The sequence below is a fragment of the Streptomyces violaceorubidus genome, from assembly GCF_000717995.1.
GTDB lineage: Bacteria > Actinomycetota > Actinomycetes > Streptomycetales > Streptomycetaceae > Streptomyces > Streptomyces violaceorubidus.
The window spans coordinates 41,210-62,092 of the sequence record NZ_JODM01000041.1 but is presented as its reverse complement, the minus strand read 5'-3'; the positions used below and the strand labels follow the sequence as shown (position 1 = coordinate 62,092).

Below are 20,883 nucleotides of genomic sequence, written 5' to 3'. Positions count from 1 at the left end.
CCACAACCTCACCGACCACGACCGCCACACCCCCCTCCACCCCACCCACCCCGCCTACGTCATCCACACCTCCGGCTCCACCGGACAACCCAAAGGTGTCGTGGTCAGTCACCGGGCCGTGTGCCATTACCTGGCGTGGGCCGCGCACACCTATCCGGGGCTTTCGGGCTCGGCGTTGCTGCATTCGTCCGTGGCGTTCGACCTGACCGTGACCGCCCTGTTCGGGACGCTGACACGCGGCGGCACCCTGTACGGCGGCGACCTGCGGCAAACGCCTCCGGCGGGGCGGGCGCCGACGTTCCTCAAGGCGACGCCGAGCCATCTGGCCCTGCTGTCGGGCGGTGACGCGGGGCCGCTGCCCTCGGGCGAGCTGGTGCTCGGCGGTGAGGGACTGCACGGTGAGCAGCTGGACCGGCTGCGGGCGACGCGTCCGGAGGTGACGGTCGTCAACGAGTACGGCCCGACCGAGGCCGCCGTCGGCTGTGTGGCTTTCGGTGTCCGCGCGGCCGACGCACCGGCCGAGGGCGGGGTGCCGATCGGCCGCCCGGTGTGGAACACCCGGGTGTACGTGCTGGACGGCGGGCTGTGTCCGGTACCCGTGGGGGCGGCGGGTGAGCTGTACCTGGCCGGTGCGCAACTGGCGCAGGGCTACCTGGGCCGGCCGGGGCTGACCGCGGAGCGTTTCGTGGCCTGCCCGTTCGGGACGCCGGGTGAACGGATGTACCGCACCGGGGACCTGGTGCGGTGGCGGGCGGACGGCCTGCTGGAGTACCTGGGCCGCACCGACGACCAGGTGAAGGTGCGCGGTTTCCGGATCGAACCCGGCGAGATCGAAGCGGCGCTGCTCGCTCATCCGGGCGTGACCGCAGCGGCGGCGGTCGTGCGCGGGGACGACCGGCCCGGCGACGGGCGGATCATCGCCTACGCGGTCCCGGCGCGGGACTCGGGCGCGGTCCGCGACAGCGACCTGCGGGCCCACGTCGCCCGGAAGCTGCCCGCCCACATGGTGCCGACCGCCGTGGTGGTCCTGGACGCGCTGCCGTTGACGGCGAACGGCAAGCTCGACCGGCGTGCCCTGCCCGAACCCGACTTCGCCTCGCGGACCTCGCAGGACGGCCCCCGTACCGCGCTGGAGGAGATCCTGTGCGCGGCCTTCGCCGATCTGCTGGGTCTGCCCCGGGTGGGGGTGCACGACTCCTTCTTCGACCTGGGCGGCCATTCCCTGCTGGCGACCCGCCTGGCCGGCCGTGTCCGGGCCGCGACGGGTGCGGAACTGCCGCTGGCGGACGTGTTCTCGCACCCCACGGTCGCGGGGCTGGCGGCTCGCCTGGCCGGATCGGATGCCAGTCGGCGCCCCCCGCTGGAACGGCGTCCGCGTCCGGCGCACGTGCCCTTGTCCCCGGCCCAGCGGCGGCTGTGGTTCCTCGGGCGGCTGGAGGGCCCCAGTGCCACGTACAACGTCACGGCGGCCATGCGGCTGGAGGGGGCGCTGGACGTCCAGGTGCTCGATGCCGCGCTGCGTGACGTGATGGAGCGGCACGAGACCCTGCGCACCGTGATCGAGACGGTGGCGGGTGAACCCCGGCAACGGCTGCTGCCGGTGAGCGCCTGCGCCGGGGTGCTGACGGTGGAGCCCGGCCCGTTCGGTGACGCGGAACTCGCGGTCCGGATCGAGGAGGCGGCGTCCCACCGGTTCGACCTGGCCCGCGAGGCCCCGCTGCGGGTCGGCCTCCTCGGCGCGGGTGCCGACGCCTGGGTGCTGGTTCTCAACGTGCACCACGTCGCGAGCGACGGATGGTCCATGTCGGTCCTGGCGCACGATGTCTCGGTGGCCTACCGCGCCCGCGCCGAAGGGCGGGAGCCGGACTGGCCCGAACTGCCGGTGCGGTACGCGGACTACGCCCGCTGGCAGTCGCGGCTGCTCGACGCCGGGGACGGTCCCGACCGAGTGCGTCACCGTCAACTGGCCTACTGGCGCACGGTGCTGAAGGGCAGTCCGCGCGAGACGCCCCTGCCGCTGGACCGCGCCCGCCGCGCCACGGCAGGCCACGAGGGGGCGAGCGTCGGAATACGTGTGTCCGCGTCCACACACCGGCGTCTGGCCGCGCTCGCCCGGTCCCACGACGTCACGCCGTTCATGATCCTCCAGGCCGCCCTCGCCGTCCTGCTGTCGCGCCTGGGCGGCGGTCACGACCTGCCCGTCGGCACGGTGGTCGCCGGACGCACGGACGAGAAGCTCGACCTGCTGGCGGGACCGTTCATCAACACCCTGGTCCTGCGCCACGATCTGAGCGGCGGTCCCTCGTTCTCCCGGCTCCTGTCCCGGACCAGGGACGTGGTGCTGGGGGCCCTCGCCCATCAGGAACTTCCCTTCGAGGACCTGGTGGAGGACCTGTCCCCGGAACGGTCGACGGCCGTGCACCCCCTGTTCCAGGTGATGCTGCTGCTGCAGAACCACGCCGAGGCCGTCGTCGGCCTCCCGGGTGTGACGGCGCGGGCCGTGCCGACCGGACACACCCCGGCCAAGCTGGATCTGACGTTCGAGTTCACGGAGGTGTCCGACGACGGCGGCGCCGCGGGCCTCGCCGGCACCCTCACGTACGCCACGGAGCTGTTCACCGAGGCCTCCGCCCGGCTGCTCGGGGAGCGCTTCGCGCACGTCCTGGACCTGCTGACCGGCGATCCCGGGCTGCGGATCGACGAGGTCGACCTGCTGCTGGCGCGCGAGCGGGACCGGCTCCTAAGACCGCCGCCCGCCGATGCTCCCGGCGCCCCGCCCACCAGCACACTGCACGCGATGGTCGAGCGGCAGGCCGCCCTGCGCCCCGACGCCGTCGCCGTGGCCCACGGCGGACGCGCGCTCACCTACCGGGAACTTAACGGGCGGGCCAACCGCCTGGCACGGCTCCTGATCGACCGGGGCGCCGGTCCCGGAGATCTCGTGGGCGTCGCCCTGGACCGTTCCGAGGACCTGGTGGCCGCCGCTCTGGCGGTGCTGAAGGCCGGGGCGGCCTATCTGCCCCTCGACCCCGGCTACCCCGCCGAGCGGATCGCGTACACCCTGCGCGACGCCGGGGCGGCCCTGGTCGTCACCCACTCCGCGACTGCGGCCTCGCTGCCCGAGGGCGACGGCACGGTCCGCGTCGTCCTGGACGACGCGGCGACCGTCGGGTTCCTCGCGGCGGCCGACGGGAGCGACGTCACCGACGCCGAGCGCCCGACCCCGGTGACCGCGGCACACCCCGCCTACGCGATCTACACCTCGGGCTCCACCGGCAGACCCAAGGGTGTGCTCGTCACCCACGCGAACGTGGCCGCCCTGCTGCGGGCCACGCGGGACACCTTCCACTTCACCGGTGAGGACGTGTGGGCCTGGTTCCACTCGTTCGCCTTCGACTTCTCGGTGTGGGAGATCTGGGGCGCGCTGGTCCACGGCGGCCGGCTGGTCGTCGTCCCCTTCGACGTCTCCCGCTCCCCACGCGACCTGTTGCGCCTGCTGGCCCGCGAGCGGGTCACCGTCCTCAACCAGACGCCCAGCGCCTTCCACCAGTTGGACACGGCGGACTCCGCGGACCCCCGCACCGGCGAGCGACTCCGCCTGCGGCTGGTGATCTTCGGCGGAGAGGCGCTGGACACCGCTCGGCTCGCCGCCTGGTACGACCGCCACGCCCCGGACGCTCCGCGCCTGGTGAACATGTACGGCATCACGGAGACGACGGTGCACGTCACCCATGTCACCCTCACGGCCGACGCCGTCGGGCGGACGGCGCACGGCAGTCCGATCGGGCGGCCGGTGCCGGGCGTGCGGGCCTATGTCCTGGACGCGAGGATGCGTCCCCTGCCGCCGGGTGCGGCGGGCGAACTGTACGTGGGCGGCAGCGGTGTGGCGCTGGGGTACCTGGGGCGGCCCGCGCTGACGGCCGGACGTTTCCTCGCGGACCCCTTCGGGCGCCCCGGGGACCGGATGTACCGGACCGGGGACCTGGCGCGGTGGAACGCCGCGGGCGAACTGGAGTACCTGGGGCGCAGCGACGACCAGGTCAAGATCCGCGGTTTCCGGATCGAACCGGGTGAGGTCGAGACCGCGCTGGCGTCGCACCCGGCGGTCGCCCAGGCGGCGGTGCTCGTGCGCGAGGGCCAGGACGGGGACCGGCGGCTCGTGGCCTACGCGGTGCTCGACCCCGCCGCCGCCGGGGTGACCGGCCGGACCCTGCGCACCCACCTGGAGCGGCTGCTGCCCGCGTACATGGTGCCGTCCGTCACGGTGGTCGAGGAGCTGCGGCTGACGGTGAACGGCAAGCTCGACCGCGAGGCCCTGCCCCTGCCCGTGCCCGAGCCGGAATCCGGCGGCCACGCCGCGGACGGCCCGCGCGACGCGACGGAGGAGCTGCTGTGCGCGGTCTTCGCCGACGTGCTCGGAGTGGCGAGCGTCGGCATCCACGACTCCTTCTTCGAGCTGGGCGGGCACTCCCTGGCCGCCGTCACGCTGACCGAGCGGCTCCGGGAGCAAGGCCTGGCGGTGGACATCCGCAGCCTGTTCGTCTCGCCGACCGTGGCGGGGCTGGCTGCCGCGAGCACCCCGTCGGCGGACGTGCGGGAGTCCGACCCCGGCCCGCCGCCGCCCGCCGACCTGAAGGCGGCCGTCGCGCGGCGGACACCCGGGGGCCCGGCGAACATGGCGGACGTCTATCCGCTGGCCCCGCTGCAGGAGGGCATCTTCTTCCACTCCCTGCTGAGTACGGACGGCGGCAGCGACGTGTACGTGCTGCCGACCGTGCTCGCCTTCGACACCCGCGACCGGCGCTCGGACTTCCTGGCGGCGTTGCAGCGGGTGGTGGACCGTCACGACATCCTGCGCACGGCCGTGGTGTGGGAGGGGCTCGCGGAGCCCGTACAGGTGGTGGTGCGCCGGGCCGTGGTGCCCGTACGGGAGGTGCCGCTGCCGGACGGCGGCGCGGACGTCGTCGGGGAACTGCTGACCGCCGCGGGTTCCCGCATGCCGCTCGGGCAGGCCCCGCTGCTGCGGGTGACCATGAGCCGCGAGCCGGTGGACGGCCGGTGGCCGGTCCTGGTGCAGGTGCACCATCTCATCCAGGACCACACCGGTCTCGACGTCCTGATCGGCGAGATCGCGGCGGTCATGAAGGGCCGGGAAGACCTGCTTCCGGTCCCCGTTCCCTTCCGGGAGTTCGTCGTGCGGGCGCGTCGGCACACGCTCCGCGAGGAGCACGAGGCGTTCTTCCGCGGTCTGCTGGCCGACGTCAGCGAGCCGACGGCTCCGTTCGGCCTGGTCGACGTCCGCGGTGACGGGTCGACGGTCCGCGACGCCTCACGGGCCGTGGACCCGGTGCTGGCCGGGCAGGTGAGGCAGACGGCGCGCGAGCTGGGCGTGAGTCCGGCCGTCCTCTTCCACGTGGCCTTCGCACGGCTGGTCGCGGCGACGTCGGCACGGCAGGACGTGGTCTTCGGCACCCTGCTGTTCGGGCGACTGCGGGGCGGCGAGGGGGCCGACCGGGTCCCCGGGCTGTTCATCAACACGCTGCCGGTCCGCGTGGACACCGCCGCGCACGGTGTCCACGAGGCCGTGGCGGGCATGCGGCGAAGCCTCGCTGAGCTGCTCGCGCACGAGCACGCGCCGCTCGCGGTGGCCCAGCGAGCCAGCGGACTGCCGCCGCAGAGTCCCCTTTTCACCTCCCTGTTCAACTACCGCTACAGCAGCCCGCCCGGCTCCGGCCCGGTGCTGGAGGGCGCGCGGGTGCTGTTCTCGCGGGAGCGGAACAACTACCCGCTGACCGTTTCCGTCGACGACTTCACCACCGGGTTCTCCGTGGCCGTCCAGGCCGTGGACGCCGTCGATGCCGACCTGGTCGGCGCCCTGCTGGAGAACACCGTCGGCGCTCTCGTCGCCGCGCTGCGGGACGATCCCGGCCTGCCGTTGCGCGAACTGCCGGTACTCGGTGCCGCCGAGCGCGGGCACGTCCTCACCGCGGTCCCGGGCCCGGGCGCGGACACCGCGGGGGAGGCGCGAGCATCGGTCTCGGTCCCCGCCCTCTTCGAGCGGTACGCGGCGGCCGCACCCGACCGGCCCGCCCTGGTCCACCGTGGCGTCCAGTGGACCTACGGGGACCTGAACACGCGCGCCAACCGGCTCGCCCGGGTGCTCGTCCGGCACGGGGTGGGGCCGGAGCGCCTGGTCGCGGTCGCCCTGGACAGTTCACCGCTGCTCGTGGTGGCGCTGCTGGCCGTCCTGAAGGCGGGGGGCGCCTACCTGCCGGTCGACCCGGCCTATCCCGCGGAGCGCATCGCGTACATGGCCGACGACGCCCGGCCCGTCCTCCTGCTGACCACCCCCGCTACCCGCGCGGGTCTGCCGGACCTGGACGTCCCCACGTTGGACCTGGACGACTCCGGTGCGCCGGCGACCACGCCCCGCGACGGCCTCGCCGGGTCCGGTGCGCCGGCGACCGTCCCCGGCGACGACCTGAGCGACCGTGACCGCACGTCCCCGCTCGTCGCGGGCCACCCCGCGTACGTCGTCTACACCTCCGGCTCCACGGGACGTCCCAAGGGCACCACCGTGCCCCACGGTGCGGTGCTCGATCTGGTGGCGCCCGGCGACCACGTCACGCTCGCGCCGGGTGACACGGTCGCCCAGCTCGCCTCGGTCTCCTTCGACGCCGCGACGTTCGAGATCTGGGGCGCGCTGCTCAACGGAGCCCGACTGGCCCTGCCCGCCGACCGCCGTATGGGACCGGCGGAGCTGAAGGAGTTCCTCGCCGACCACCGCGTCACCGTCTGCTGGCTGACGGCGGGCCTCTTCCACGAGATGGTGGACGCCGATCCGGAGATCTTCCGTCCGGTACGCCACCTGCTCGCCGGCGGCGACGTCCTGTCGGTCTCCCACTGCCGGGCCCTGCTGGACCGCCTCCCCCACCTGCGTCTGACCAACGGCTACGGCCCCACGGAGAACACCACGTTCTCCACCACCCACACGGTGCGTCCGGAGGACCTCGACGGCGCCACCGGCGTGCCCATCGGCCGTCCCCTGCCCGGCTCGCGGGCGTATGTGCTCGACGCGCGTCTGGAGCTGTGTCCGCCGGGTGTGGCGGGCGAACTGTACGTGGCGGGGACGGGACTGGCCCGTGCCTATCTGAACCGTCCCGGACTGACGGCACACAGGTTCGTCGCGGACCCCTACGGCAGGCCCGGCGAGCGGATGTACCGAACGGGTGACCTGGCGCGCTGGGGGCGCGACGGGCAGTTGGAGTTCCTGGGACGCGCGGACCGGCAGGTCAAGATCCGCGGCTACCGCGTCGAACCGGGAGAGGTCGAGTCCGCGCTGCTGTCCCTCGCCCGCGTGCGGCAGGCCGCGGTCACCGTGCGGCAGGACGGCCCCGCCGGACGGCTGCTCGCCGCCCATGTGGTCCCCGCGCCGGGCGGGGACCTCACGGAGGAACGGGTCCGTGCGGAGCTGTCCGCCCTGCTGCCCGCCCACATGATCCCCGCGACCCTCACCGTCCTGGACGCGCTGCCCCTGACGGCCAACGGGAAGGTGGACCGCGACGCGTTGCCCTCCCTCGACCCCGCGGCCAGGGAACCGTCGGGCGAGCCGCGCACCGCGCGGGAGGAGCTCCTGTGCGCGTTGTTCGCCGAAGTGCTCGGCATTCCCCGGGCGGGCATCCACGACTCCTTCTTCGAACTGGGCGGACACTCACTGCTCGTGGCCCGGCTCGTCACGGTGATCCGCGAGAGGCTGCACGTCGACGTGCCCTTCCGCGCCCTGTTCACGGCACCGACCGTCGCGGAACTCGCCCCGCGGCTGGGGCCGTCGACCCAGTGGGAAGCCTTCCGCACCGTCCTTCCCCTGCGCGCCACGGGAACGGACAGTCCCTTGTTCTGCGTCCACCCGCTGGCCGGACTGAGCTGGGCCTACGCGCCGCTCGCCCGCCATGTGCCCGCATCGGTGCCCCTCTACGGTCTCCAGGCCCGCGGGTTCTACGACCAGGCCCCGCTGCCCGGTTCCCTGCGGGAGATGGCCGCCCAGTACCTCCAGGAGATGCGAAGAATCCAGCCGGACGGCCCCTACCACCTCCTCGGTTGGTCCCTCGGCGGTGTCATCGCCCAGGAGATCGCGGTGCAGCTCCAGGAGGCCGGTGAACGCACCGCGTCCCTGGTCCTGCTCGACTCCTTCCCGTCCCTGGAGACGGAGCGCCGCAACCAGGGGGCCGCCGGGCCGGACACCGCCGCGGACCCCATCGGTCCCGGTCCGGGTCCCGCATCCGACGAGTCCGCGCGCAACCCGGCGGGAGACGGCTTCCGGCTGGAGAACCTGGACGACTACATCCGGGCCAACCCGGTGCAGTTGACCGACGAGGAGTTCGCCATAGCGCGACGCATCATCCTCAACAACGGCCACCTGTACCTCACCCACACACCCCGGCGGTACGAGGGAGACGCGTTCCTGGTGGTGGCGACCGCCGACAAACCGCCCTCCGTGGACCCGGTGGGGGACTGGGCGCCGGCCATCTCCGGGCACATCGAGGAACTCAGGGTGGACTGCGGACACCACGACATCGTCTTCCCGGAGCACCTGGAGAGGATCTGGGCGGCCGTCAGCGCGTACGACCGCGACGGCCGGTCGCGCTGACCCGGCCTCGACGTCCGCGTCCCGCGGTCCCCCGCCGGGGCCCGTCGCCGTAGGGCGAGGGGTCCCGGACCGCTCCGGTCCGCTCGTGCCGGGGCGCCCTCTGAGGCGCTCAGCCCGCGTCGGCGTCCGGGCCGGTGGGGGCGGCCAAGTCCGTCACGGTGTAGGACAAGGAGCCGCGGAACCCTTCCCCCGTCCGCACGACGGCCAGATCGGCCAGCTCCTCGCCCGCCACCGGCAGGAAGCTGAGCGTGCCGCCGCCCGTCCAGCACTCGGCGACCCGGAGGTCCTCGACGACGGCCCCGCCGGGCGCCTGGCCGAAGGCTTCGGCGGCGCGGTGGGCTCCCCGGCCGGGGAAGTGCGTGAGGTTGACGGCGGGGCGTTCCAGCCCGGGGAGTTCGCCGACAGGCCGTTCCAGGGTGACGGCCGCCTCGGCCAGTCGGCGGCCCGCGACACGGGCACTGGCCGCGAACATGCCGCCCGCCGCCACGGAGGGCGCCGCCTGTCCGGCGACCGGGAAGGCCCGTGTCTGGTACACGCGGCCCAGTCTCTGGTGCATGCCGCCCAGCCTCCTGGGAAAGCCCTGGAAGCAGCCGCGGGCCAGCGCCGCGTCGTTGTCCACGTAGAGGTAGGGGCACCAGGCGACGGACGTGTCCTGCCACCGCGCGTCCAACAGCACCAGGAACTCGGAGTACTGACTGCGCACCGGGTCCAGGTACTCCCGGTGTCCGCCGGAGACCTGCCAGTCGGCGAACAGGGCGTAGCCGTGCCCGGCGCCGCGGGTGTCCTGCGGGGCCAGGGCCGGTGGCAGTGCCTGCGCCGCCGCCTCGGGGGTGGTCCAGAACTCCACGCCCACCACGGTGCCCGCGTAGTGCCACGGGGGTGCGCCGAGGACCTTGGCCGTAGCGCGTTCGCTGAGCGCGAGGCCGGGCTCGGACCCGGGCGATGCCGCGAGCCCGTCGGCCCGCGGTCCTCCTCCCCGGAGGCTCGAAGCGTCTTCCGTCATCATGTCTTCCTCCTCCGTCGGACACCGCCGCACGGACACCGGACAGGTGTGATGTTTCTCAGCGGTCGGACACCTGGAAGACGGTCACGGCGACTGCCCGGTTCACTCATGTTTCTCCCGAGGCACACCTCTTCGCGACCGGGTGTGGAGGCCTCGGGCGAGACGATACGGGTGAGACACCTGCTCCGAGTATCGCCCGACCAAGGACATTTGACGGCTACCCCATTGACGGTGACGGCAACTCTGCTTAGCGTCACCATGATGCGCTGAAACCTTTCACTTGCTCACACGTGACCCGTGGTGCAGCCCACATGTGATCGGTCGGCGTCCTTTGGCACGTTTCATTTCAATCCATCCGGAAGAAGCACATGCACAGGCCCACGCCACGGCACACCCCACTGCTCCTGGCCACCCTCTGTTCCCTCAGCCTCTTCGCCACCGCGTGCGGCGACTCGTCGGCCCACGACTCCCCCGGGTCCGCGAACGCCGTCCAGGGCGAAGCCTCGCCCAACGCGCCCACCCGCGAAGGGCTCACGGTCGGCTTCCTCCCCAAGCAGGTCGGCACCCCCTACTTCGACGTGGCCGACAAGGGCGGCGACGCGGCGGTCAAGAAGCTCGGTTCGCGCGCCAAGGAGGTGGGACCGCAGCGAGGCGCCGACACGGCCGGACAGGTGTCGTACGTCAATGCCCTCGTCCAGGACAGGGTCGACGCCATGGCCGTCTCCGCGCTCGATCCCAGCGCCTTGTGCACCTCCCTCAAGGCCGCGCTGGACAAGGGCGTCAAGGTCGTGACGTACGACTCGGACACCAGGCCGGAGTGCCGCAACGTCTTCGTCTCGCCCGCCTCCGCCGAGGACATCGCCATCTCGCAGCTCGAACTGCTCGGCAAGCAGACCGGCTACAAGGGCGACTTCGCCATCCTCTCCGCCGCGCGGACGGCGACCAACCAGAACGCGTGGATCCGCAGCATCAAGGAGACGGCCAAGAGGGACCCCCGGTACGGGGAGATGAACCTCGTCGACATCGCGTACGGCGACGACGACGCGCAGAAGTCCTACGAGGCGGCCGCGGCGCTGCTCAAGTCCCACCCCAAGCTGGCGGGGATCATCTCCCCGACCACCAACGGCATCAAGGCAGCCGCCGAGTACCTGTCCCAGTCGAAGTACAAGGGCACGGTGCGGCTGACCGGCCTCGGCGCGCCCAACGACATGCGTCCCTTCGTCAAGGACGGCACCGTCGAGGCCTTCCTCCTGTGGGACCCGGCCAAGCTCGGCGAACTGGCGGGACGCGCCGCGGTGGCCCTCGCCTCCGGTCAGATCACCGGCAGGGAGGGCCAGATGTTCGAGGCCGGCGACATGGGCTGGTTCCAGGTGGGCAAGAACGGGGTCATCACCCTCGGCGACCCCACGGAGTTCAACGCGAAGAACATCGACGACTACGACTTCTGAGGTCGTGACGCCGGGACGGCCCGACGGGGCTCGCGAGCCCCGGGCTCCGGGCTCCGGGCTCCGAGCTCCGAGCTCCGAGCTCCGAGCTCCGAGCACGAGGGGAGGGCACACACCTTCCCCTCGCTCGGCGGGCCGCCTCGGCAACCGGTCACACCGGTCGTCCGCGCGGGAACCGCGCGCGGCCACAGGAAGCGGATGCCGGTCGGATTACCGGACGAGCGCGGCGTACTCCTCGAAGTCGATGCGACGGTCGCCGTCCTCGTCGGCGATCTTGACGACCGCCGCGACGTTGTCGTCCTCACCTTGGGGTTGGTCTGCAGGGAGGCGGCGAGCTCGGCGGCCGTGACGAAGCCGTCCTTGTCGGTGTCGATCTCGTCGAAGTCGTGCCGCATCGATGCGATGCCGCTCATGAACTTCCTTGTTTCAGCGGGTTGTTCGATGGGTCGAGGATGCGGAGCAGACACTGCCCCGCATGCCTCATCGGGTGAACGGGACGGTTCACCCCGGGGGGTTCACCGCTCTGTGTCACCAACTCTCCAGGGGGTCCGTTTCTCGCCAGCCCGGTCCCCACGCGCAGGGCGGCTCAGCATCACCGTCCGGCTGTCCACCGACCACGCATGAGCCAGGCGAGGGCATGTTCCTTGGCGACCCGCCCCGCCCGACCGCCCGCACGGATGCCCGCTCACCACTGCCGCGACTGTCCGAAAAAGCGCGTGCCACGTGCCGGGGACGATTCAGGAAAAGGTACGAACCAATGTTGACATGTGCACGCCCGGTCACTTTCAATGCAGGCACCGGCGCCGAGGTCCCGTGTCACAGATCGTCCCCCACAACCGGTCATCCACGAGGAAGGGCCCGCATGGTCGCCTCCCGCACGAACGCTCCCCGGTTCCCCGCCCTACCGAGACTGCTCCTTCTGCTCGCGTTGATCCTCGGTCTCCAGGTGGGCCCCGCGCACAGCGCTCCCGCGGCCCCGGCCGCAGCCGTCAACGTGCTCGCCTTCTACAACGGCACGTACGACCAGGCGCACATCAGCTTCGTCCGCGAGGCCAACGCCTGGTTCGCGCAGGCCGGCCCCCAGAACGGGTTCACCTACACCGCGACCACGGACTGGAGCCGCCTGAACTCCGCCGCCCTGGCGGACTACCAGGTCGTCATGTTCCTCGACGACTATCCCGACAACGCCTCACAGCGCTCCGCCTTCCAGACCTACATGGCCGACGGGGGCGGGTTCATCGGATTCCACGTCGCGGCGTACAACGACGCGACGATGTCCTGGCCCTGGTTCCACAACACCTTCCTCGGCACCGGGGCCTTCCGCAGCAACACCTGGGGGCCGACCGCGGAGACGCTCCAGATCGACGACCGCACCCACCCGGCGACGGCGAACCTGCCGGGCACCATCACCTCCTCGGTCAGCGAGTGGTACGCCTGGCAGAACGACCTGCGGCAGAACCCGGCGATCAACATCCTCGCGTCCATGGCCCCGTCCACCTTCCCGATCGGCACCGACCCCGCGCAGACCTGGTACAGCGGCTATTACCCGATCGTGTGGTCCAACCGCGACTACCGGATGGTGTACAACAACTTCGGCCACAACGCGATGAACTACGCGACCGACACCGCACTGTCGTCGACGTTCGCCAGCCCCCAGCAGAACCAGCTGCTCCTCCAGGAGATCAAGTGGGCCGCCGGCCAGTCCGGCCCGGTCACCCCGCCCACGAGCACCACCGGCCCGATCCGCGGTTACGGCGGCAAGTGCGTGGACGTGGCCGGCGCGTCCACGGCCAACGGCACGGCCGTCCAGCTCTACGACTGCAACGGCACCGAGGCCCAGAAGTGGACGGTCACCAGCACCGGGACGCTCACCGCCCTCGGCAAGTGCATGGACGTCACCGGGGCCGGAAGCGCCGACGGCACCCGGGTCCAGCTCTACGACTGCAACGGCACCGGATCACAGGTCTGGCGCCCCGGCGCGAACGGCTCCCTGGTCAACCCGCAGTCCGGCAGGTGCCTCGACGCCACGGGCCCCAGCTCAGCCAACGGCACCCGCCTGCAGATCTGGTCGTGCGCGGGCTCCGCCAACCAGAGCTGGACACTGCCCTGACCGAGGTCACGGGGGTGAGGTGATCCGCGCGGTGCCCTGCGGCGCCACGCGGATCACCACAGGTGCGGCAAGGACTCCGCGTCGTCGACGATCTTCGTCAACTCACCCTCGGTCAGCTCGCGTTCGTCGGACCAGGCGAGGCCGACGACGGCACGGACGGCACCGTCCGTGCCGTGCACGGGCAGGGCCACGGCGGCCTTGCCGTCCACCGCCTTGGCGCCGGGTTTCACCGTGCCGCTGTCGTCGTCCTTGAGATTGCAGGTCTGGACCGGCCGGTCCCGCTGCCAGGCCAGGCCCGCCATTCCCTTGCCGAGGGGAATCCGCGCGGTGACCTCCTGGACCTTGGCCGGGATGTTGTGTGCGGTCTCGATGTGCAGCAGATCCTCACGCACCACGTGGATCGTGCCGGCGACGGCATCGTGGCGGTGGAGCAGATCGCGCAGCCAAACGTTTGTCGACTCATCCAACATGCGGGGGATCGTACGGGAGCGCACACGCGATCGCACTCGGATGACGAAACATGTGTGTGGCGCATGCCAGTGCACGCGGCGCACCCGTTTCGCCCGGCCCCTCATCAGACGGCGGCCCCGCGGTCCGCGTCCGCCCTCCCGGGCCGCCGACGCGCCGTCCTGGCACGGCCCGTCCACCGGCCGGCCACCACCAGGGCGAGCCCCGGAAGCGCCAACGCGGCGAGGAACGCCAGCAGGAAGGTGTTGACCGAGACGGACCACGCTCCGACACCCGCGTACACGGCGGCCACACCGAGATTGGACGACCCGCACACGAGCAGAAACCTGCCCGTACGTACCCGCGTCGTGCCCGCCAGCACGACGCTAGCCTCCGCCAGGACCGGCACCGGGCGGCACAGGGCGAGGGCGATCAGGCCGTGGCGCCGCGCGGTGGCAGCGGCCCGGGCCAGTCCCGCCTCACCCACCAGCCGCCGGGTCAGCGACGTCGAGCGCGCCCCGACGAGATAGCCCAGCACGCAGGAGACCGTCATACCCGCCCAGACGACGGCCGTACCCCAGAAGAACCCGAGCAGCACTCCCGCCGCGGCCGAGACGACGCTGGACGGCACGGGGAGGAACACGTCCAGCGCCAGGAGACCGGCGATCACGGCCACGGCGCCGGGCGTGGAGAGCCGGTGCTCCGCCGCCAGGGAGGCCAGGGCTTCGAAGTAGTCCCCGAAGAGGAGAAAGGGGACAAGTATCGCGGCGAAGAGCGCCATCACGAGCCAGAACAGTCGCATGGCGGGAGGGTATCGATCAAGGTGGCCGCGCAGGGCGAGTGAGTGGGTGAGATACATGTGTATCTGCTTTACTTCGGTCGACACCCCGCGCAGCCGGGCCGCTGCCCCCTCCTCCCGCGATTCCGGCAGTTCGAAGCGGGATCAGCCTTCCTCGACAGCAGAAGGGTTGCGTATACGTATGCGCGTACTTCTCTCGGTCGCAGCCCCGGTTCTGACGGCCCTCGCCTGTACGGCCGTCACCGTTGCCCCGGCCCGCGCCACCGCTTCGACGGACGCCGCGTCCGCGTCGGCGCGGCATGTGTGCTCGCCCCGGGTCGAGATCGACGGCTTCTCCGACGCGCTGGACAAGACGACGTCCGCGGGGATTCCGGTCGCCGAGCTGTCGGGGCTGACCCACGACACGAACGGCATCGACGGTGTCACGGTCACCGGCCGTACCCCGGACGGCCGGTTGCGGCTCCTGCTGGTCAGTGACGACAACCAGCGTGCCACCCAGACCACCCGCCTGTACTCACTCACCGCACGGCTGCCGCGCACCTGACCCCGTGCGTGCCGGGCCGGCCCCACGACGCCACGACCGCTCGCCCTCGGACGCCGGTCGTGCGGCCCGGTACGACGACCCGCCCTACTCGCGTGGTCCTGGACTGGCGCTGAGCCTCACCGCTCCCCCGCGAGGTCGAGATCCTCCCTGCTCGTCCGGGTCACACCCTCAACCACCCGCGGACGCCGCCACGGACGCGCGATCGGACCCGACACCGCCCGCCACCACGCCTGGCCCGGCAGCTCCCCCGCCGGCTCGAACGGCTCACCGGGACACGGGAAAGCCACCGCCTGCCCCACCTCCTCGGCCGCGTCCTTCGTCCACTCCCCCGGCTCCGCCCACGGATGCGGCGCCAGGTTGAACGTGCCCCAGTGGATCGGCAGCAGGGCACCGTGCGGCCGGCCGCCCTGGAGGTCGAGGTGGGCGCGGACACCCTCCTCGGGGGTCATGTGGATGTCCGGCCAGAACTCCGCGTACGCGCCCAGCTGGATCATCGTGGCGTCGAACGGGCCGTGCGCGGCGCCGATGTCGCGGAAGCCGTCGAAGTAGCCGGTGTCCCCGCTGTGGTACACGCGGTGCTCGGGACCGGCGACGACCCAGGAGGCCCACAGGGTGTGCTGGGTGTTGCGCAGCCCTCGGCCGCAGAAGTGCCGGGCCGGGGTGGCGGTGAGGGTGAGGCCGCCGACGCGCGTCGACTCGTGCCAGTCCAGCTCGCGCAGCCGGTCGGGGGAGACTCCCCAGTGCTCCAGGTGGCCGCCGACGCCGAGCGGCACGGCGAACAGGGTGTCAGTCCCGGCCAGCGCCTTGATCGTCGGCATGTCCAGGTGGTCGTAGTGGTCGTGGGAGATGACGACGACGTCGACCGGGCCGAGGGCGGCGAGCGGCAGCGGCACCGGGTGCAGGCGCTTGGGGCCGGCGAAGGGGACCGGCGAGCAGCGTTCGCCCCACACCGGGTCGAAGAGCACACGCTGCCCGTCGATCTCGGCGAGCACGCTGGAGTGGCCCATCCAGGTCAGCCGGAGTCCCGTGGCGGGTGGCCGGGCGAGGTCGGCCAGGGTGGTGGCGTGCACCGGGACCGTCCCTCGCGGGGACCGGCGCAGCCGCGCCTCCTTGTCGAAGTAGCTCTTGGCGAATTCGGCGGCGGATCCGGAGGGCCGGGTCCGGGCGGTGCCTCCGGGGTTCTGGAAGACACCGTCGCGGAAGTGCGGCGATCTGCGGATGCGCGCCATGCGCTCACCGCTCGGGTCCACGCCGAAGGCCGCGGGCCGCGGCACGCTGAACCCGGGACTCGGGGAACGGAAGGCGGCCACGGTACCTCCAGGTGGAGTGGTTCTGGCTCTCATGATGGTCGTCTCGTCCTACGTCACCTCGAACGACGGATGTCACATCCGTGTTCCCCCGGTCCACCACGAGCTGGAAGGACGCCGAAGAAGCCGCTGGCCGGCGCGACGCCGTCCGCGGAAGGCCGTACGAGGGCCGGACCGTCGGCGGAGGGCGGGTTCGCCGAGGTGTGGCCGCCGGTGAGTCCTCCCGCCCCGAGCCGGACGTTCCGGCCCCCCGGCCCCGCGGCCCCGCGGCTGCCGGCGGTACTGCTGGACGGGCCGGCGGTGCGGCTCACGTCGTACCCGGCACCGTGTCGCGGTCCCGGGCGCGGGAGCGGTGGACGAGGCGCGCGAGTGGGTGGACGAGGCACGCCGGGCGTCTCGCCCGGGCCCCGGCCGCCCGACCCCGCTCAGGCCACCGCGGCGATCCGCGTCTTGATGTCGTCCGGCGACAGGGTCCCCTTGGCCGTCACGTGGTCGCCCGACGACTCGCCGCGCAGCCGGCGCCCGATCCACGGCACCAGGTACTCGCGCGCCCAGTGCACGTCGTCGCGCCGGACGTCGAGCGTGCCGCGGGGCGGCAGGGGCGGCCAGGGCTGGTCCGGGTCGGCCGGGACGCGCAGGCCGAGGGCCTGCCCCGCGCGCAGCGCCACGCGGGTGTGGCCCTCCGGCGACAGGTGCAGCCGGTCGGCGTCCCATGCCCTGCGGTCCTGGACGCTCCGCAGCGACCACAGGTCGAGCACCGGGCAGCCGTAGCGGTCGGCGATGGCGCGGACGTGTCCGTTGTACGTGGCGATCTTGCCCCGCAGGTGCTTGAGGACGGGCACCCCGCGGGTGTCGAACCCGGTGGTCACCAGGACGGTGCCGGCCGCGGCGGTCAGCGCCGCCACCGCCAGTTCGAACCGCTCGGCGAGCTCGTCGGGATCGGTGCCGGGCCGGATGATGTCGTTGCCGCCGGCCGCGAACGAGACCAGGTCCGGCGCGAGTCCGACGACCCGCGGGACCTGTTCCGCCACGATCTGGTCGAGGAGCCTGCCGCGCACGGCGAGGTTCGTGTACGTGAAGTCGCCCTCGGGGCGCCGGTCCGCGAGCAGTACGGCGAGCCGGTCGGCCCAACCGACGAACGCCCCGTCGGGGCCGGGGTCGCCGACGCCCTCGGTGAAGCTGTCCCCCACCGCCACGTACGACCCGATCACTGCTCTGCTGTCACTCTTCGAATCGTCTGCCACATCGGCCCATGATTCACCCTGGAATGTGACTTACGCGACCGTAGGAAGGGCTTGACGGTCGGTGAGAAAGGCCACTCCTAAAGTGTTCGTCAATTCCGGAATACATCGGACGGCCGGAAACACCGAAACGCCGAAGGCCGGACCCGGGGATCGGGGTCCGGCCTTCGGGGCGCGGAGGCTGCGCGGAACCGGTCGTCAGACGGAGACGCCGTGCGAGCGCAGGAAGGCGATCGGGTCGATGTCCGAGCCGTAGTCCGGCGTGGTGCGGATCTCGAAGTGCAGGTGCGGTCCGGTCACGTTGCCGGTGGCGCCCGAGAGGCCGACCTGCTGACCGGCCGTCACCGACTGGCCGGCGGAGACGGACAGCGCGGAGAGGTGGGCGTACTGGGCGTAGTGGCCGTCGGCGAGCTGGATGACGACCTGGTTGCCGTAGGCGCCGCCCCAGCCGGCGGAGACGACGGTGCCCGCGCCGACGGCCTTCAGCGAGGTGCCGGTCGGGACGACGAAGTCGGTGCCGGTGTGGTAGCCGCTGGACCACATGCTGCCGGACTGGTGGTACGGGGTGCCGACGGTGCCGCCCTCGACGGGGGAGGTGTAGCCGCTGGTGGCGGCCGCGGACTGGGCGCCGGTGTTCGAGGAGGCGGAGGTGGAGGTCTTCTCGGCGTCCGTCGACTTCTCGGCGGCGGGCTTCTCGGCGGCGGGCTTCTCGGCGGACTTCTGCGCGGGCTTCTGCGTCTGCGCGGAGGACGGCGCGGCGGACTGGGCCGCCTTGCCGCCGATCACGAGCTTCAGACCGGGGTGGATCAGCGACGGGTCGGAACCGACGGCCTCGCGGTTGTCCGCGTAGAGCTTCTTCCAGCCGCCGTCGACGTGCTGCTCGTCGGCGATCTTCGAAAGGTAGTCACCGCTCTTCACGGTGTACGTGCGGGAATCCGAATTCTTCTCGGAACCGTTCGCGGCGGCCTTCTTGGCCGCAGTCGGAACGGACTGCACGGCCTGCTCGGAAACGGAGTGCGCGGGAGCGGCGTTGGCGACGGCGGCACCCATCAGCGGGAGCGCGAGCGCGGCGCCACCGGTTCCGGCGACGGCGATGGTGCGGGTCAGGCGCATGGCCCTGGTACGGCGGTGCTTACCCTTCGCGGGCATGGCGAATTCCTCTCCGGCGCCTGCGAGGTGAGCTGTCGGGTGCGGGCTGGAGATGCCCGGCCGCGCCGAAACGCGGCTTTACCCCAAGCCGTTCCGGGAACCGGAACAGGCAGTTCTACCTGTGGGTCCCCCGCTCCTGCCGTGTACGGGTGGTGGATGAGTGCGGGCTCCGGTCGGCGGCAGGATTAGGCGTCCGTCCGGATCGGTGGTGAACGTAAGGGACCAGGACGCGCAGGGACAAGCGAGGGGTTCCGCCGACCGGTGTTCCGATAGATCCTTTACGGGAGTAACCGGTAACCCTGCGTCGATTTCCATCACGCCGCTTTCCCTGAACCACCCGGAAAACCAGCCGAATTACGTGAACATGACGGGCAACGCACGGTCACGGATATGACCCTGCTCACGCGCCCTCATTCTCTCTCCGCCATTTCGGGGCCAGTTGTTATCAAGAGGCCAATTCGGACAGAAGACCTCTATTCGCTCGCAACATCCCTAGAGGTGGGATTTCACTCCCAGGTCATGCCGTATCGTCGAACCGCACCCGCCGGCGAGCAGCGGCGGCGGTGGAGTGGGAGGAGTCCCCGTGACGCAGCAGGTTCCCTCGACCGAACCCGAGCTGACCGGTGTGCGCAACTTCCGGGACGTGGGCGGACTGCCGACCGTGGACGGGCGGCGGGTGCGACCGGGGGTGCTGTTCCGCAGCGGTCACCTGGCACACGCCACCGCCGAGGACACCGCGTTCCTGGCCTCGCTGGGCCTGCACACGATCTTCGACTTCCGCAACGCGGCCGACCAGAAGCTCGAAGGCCCGGACGTCGAGCTGCCGGGCGTACGCAACGTGAACCTGCCGCTGAGCGATCCGGCCGACGGCGCCGAGTTCTGGAAGATGGTCCGGGACGGAGACCTCGACCAGCTGCGCGCCATCCTCGCCGACGGCAAGGCCGTCCACCGCATGATCGGCTCCTACCGCTCGCTCGTCACGCAGCGCACGGCGGAGCACTCCCGGATCCTGCACGCGCTCGCCGAGGACAGCGTCCCCGCGCTGATGCACTGCGCCGCCGGAAAGGACCGTGCGGGCCTGTCCGTCGCCGTCACCCTGCTCGCCCTGGGCGTCGAGCACGAGGCCGTCGTCGAGGACTACCTGAAGTCGAACGCCGCGCACCGCCGCTACCGGGTGCGCCGCAGCGGCTCCGCGGCCTCGGCCTACTCCCCCGAGGTCATGGAGCTGCTCAGCCCGCTGTTCGACGCGCGCGCCGAGTACCTGGCGGCGGCCTTCGAGACCATCGAGGAGACGTGGGGCGGCGTCGACGCGTACCTGGAGAAGGGGCTGCGGCTCACGGCCGCGACCAGGCAGCGGCTGTGCGAGCGGATGCTGGACTGAGCCGGGCCCCGCTCGCGGCCGCTACTACTTGGCGCCGATCTCGAACAGCAGGTAGAGGAAGCCGCCGAAGACGTGCCCCAGGGCGATGTAGACGAGCAGTCGTACCCACAGGGCGCGGGGGAACTTCTCCTGCATGCTGCTCATGGCATCTCTCCAGGGTTCGGGACGGGGGCGGGGCCGAGGCACAGCGCGGCCGTCGGGCTCTGCAGCAGGGTGTGGACGAAGAGGAGCTCGACCCCGTCGGGGTCCTGCGCGGCGATCCGGTGCGGGGTCGTCGAGTCGAAGTGGGCGCTGTCCCCCGCGGCGAGCCGGTGCTCGGCGTCCGCGAGGCGCAGGCGCAACCGGCCCCTCAGCACGTGAAGCCACTCCTCCCCGGGGTGCACGCGCACGATGTCGCCCTGGGAGCCGTACGGTACCTGGACGCGCAGGGCGTGCATGCCGCGGCCCGGCGCTCCGGCGCGGTAGTACGTCCAGCCGCCCGCGCTCGTGGGTTCCATGTCGGCGGCGCGCACCACGGCGTCCCGGTCGGCGGCCGTCTCCCCCAGCAGCTCGGCGACGGTCGTACCGTAGACACGGGCGAGGGAGAGCAGCATCGGCAGCGAGGGCTGGCGCTGCCCGGTCTCCAGGCGGGACAGGTGGGCCGGCGAGAGCCCGGCGGCGCGGGCCGCGGCCTCCAGGGTGAGGGCGGCCCGCCGCCGCAGCTCACGCAGCTGGGGCGCGACGGCGGCGACGGCCCCCTCGGCGGGGCCGGTGTCGGAGGAGCTCATGCCTCCATTCAGCCCGCTTCTTGCCCGGGAGGCAAATTTCTTG

General features: G+C 72.1%; 13 protein-coding genes and 1 riboswitch. Of the genes, 5 read left to right on the top strand and 8 right to left on the bottom strand.

The genetic code is table 11. The features are described from left to right. On the top strand, positions 1–8,647 hold an 8,647-nt coding region (locus tag IE94_RS0131555; protein WP_157849411.1), incomplete at its 5' end, for a non-ribosomal peptide synthetase. 109 nt (positions 8,648–8,756) lie between these two features. On the opposite strand, the gene IE94_RS0131550 is transcribed toward IE94_RS0131555, so the two are convergent. Next, positions 8,757–9,653, bottom strand: a complete 897-nt coding sequence (locus IE94_RS0131550) for an acetoacetate decarboxylase family protein (RefSeq protein ID WP_245235353.1) — start codon at positions 9,651–9,653, stop codon at positions 8,757–8,759. Positions 9,654–10,018: 365 nt separating this feature from the next. Between IE94_RS0131550 and rhaS the strand changes: the two genes are divergently transcribed. Together rhaS and IE94_RS0131540 are read left to right on the top strand one after the other, a co-directional pair. Then, positions 10,019–11,098: a rhamnose ABC transporter substrate-binding protein gene (gene rhaS / locus IE94_RS0131545; RefSeq protein ID WP_030191132.1), complete on the top strand. Its 1,080-nt coding sequence runs from the start codon at positions 10,019–10,021 to the stop codon at positions 11,096–11,098. 859 nt (positions 11,099–11,957) lie between these two features. After that, positions 11,958–13,205: a ThuA domain-containing protein gene (locus IE94_RS0131540; RefSeq protein WP_030191129.1), complete on the top strand. Its 1,248-nt coding sequence runs from the start codon at positions 11,958–11,960 to the stop codon at positions 13,203–13,205. Between the two features lie 53 nt (positions 13,206–13,258). Here the strand turns inward: IE94_RS0131540 and IE94_RS0131535 are convergent, their stop codons facing one another. Both IE94_RS0131535 and IE94_RS0131530 read right to left on the bottom strand, forming a co-directional pair. Further along, positions 13,259–13,675, bottom strand: coding sequence for a GAF domain-containing protein (locus tag IE94_RS0131535; RefSeq protein ID WP_030191127.1), 417 nt, complete (start codon positions 13,673–13,675; stop codon positions 13,259–13,261). A 104-nt stretch (positions 13,676–13,779) separates the two neighbouring features. After that, positions 13,780–14,454: a VTT domain-containing protein gene (locus IE94_RS0131530; protein WP_157849410.1), complete on the bottom strand. Its 675-nt coding sequence runs from the start codon at positions 14,452–14,454 to the stop codon at positions 13,780–13,782. A 178-nt stretch (positions 14,455–14,632) separates the two neighbouring features. Between IE94_RS0131530 and IE94_RS0131525 the strand changes: the two genes are divergently transcribed. After that, positions 14,633–14,995: a hypothetical protein gene (locus IE94_RS0131525; protein WP_030191122.1), complete on the top strand. Its 363-nt coding sequence runs from the start codon at positions 14,633–14,635 to the stop codon at positions 14,993–14,995. Positions 14,996–15,111: 116 nt separating this feature from the next. On the opposite strand, the gene IE94_RS0131520 is transcribed toward IE94_RS0131525, so the two are convergent. From IE94_RS0131520 to IE94_RS0131510, 3 genes are all read right to left on the bottom strand, one after another. Further along, the gene (locus IE94_RS0131520) at positions 15,112–16,305 is read right to left on the bottom strand and encodes an MBL fold metallo-hydrolase (protein WP_030191119.1); all 1,194 of its coding nucleotides are present in this window, start codon (positions 16,303–16,305) and stop codon (positions 15,112–15,114) included. A gap of 422 nt (positions 16,306–16,727) precedes the next feature. Continuing rightward, the gene (locus tag IE94_RS0131515) at positions 16,728–17,513 is read right to left on the bottom strand and encodes an SGNH/GDSL hydrolase family protein (RefSeq protein ID WP_030191116.1); all 786 of its coding nucleotides are present in this window, start codon (positions 17,511–17,513) and stop codon (positions 16,728–16,730) included. A 228-nt stretch (positions 17,514–17,741) separates the two neighbouring features. Further along, positions 17,742–18,692, bottom strand: coding sequence for a M23 family metallopeptidase (locus IE94_RS0131510; RefSeq protein ID WP_030191115.1), 951 nt, complete (start codon positions 18,690–18,692; stop codon positions 17,742–17,744). Positions 18,693–18,694: 2 nt separating this feature from the next. Then, positions 18,695–18,854: riboswitch (cyclic di-AMP (ydaO/yuaA leader) on the bottom strand. 421 nt (positions 18,855–19,275) lie between these two features. On the opposite strand from IE94_RS0131510, the gene IE94_RS0131505 reads away from it, so the two are divergent. Beyond that, a complete protein-coding gene (locus tag IE94_RS0131505; protein ID WP_030191109.1) occupies positions 19,276–20,073 on the top strand; it encodes a tyrosine-protein phosphatase in 798 nt (265 codons plus the stop codon). Between the two features lie 24 nt (positions 20,074–20,097). On the opposite strand, the gene IE94_RS36310 is transcribed toward IE94_RS0131505, so the two are convergent. After that, on the bottom strand, positions 20,098–20,217 hold the full coding sequence (locus IE94_RS36310) for a DUF6126 family protein (RefSeq protein WP_037924112.1): 120 nt from the start codon (positions 20,215–20,217) through the stop codon (positions 20,098–20,100). Continuing rightward, positions 20,214–20,840: a helix-turn-helix domain-containing protein gene (locus tag IE94_RS0131495; RefSeq protein WP_030191108.1), complete on the bottom strand. Its 627-nt coding sequence runs from the start codon at positions 20,838–20,840 to the stop codon at positions 20,214–20,216. Before IE94_RS0131495 ends, IE94_RS36310 begins: the two co-directional genes overlap by 4 nt. Positions 20,841–20,883 lie beyond the last annotated feature (43 nt).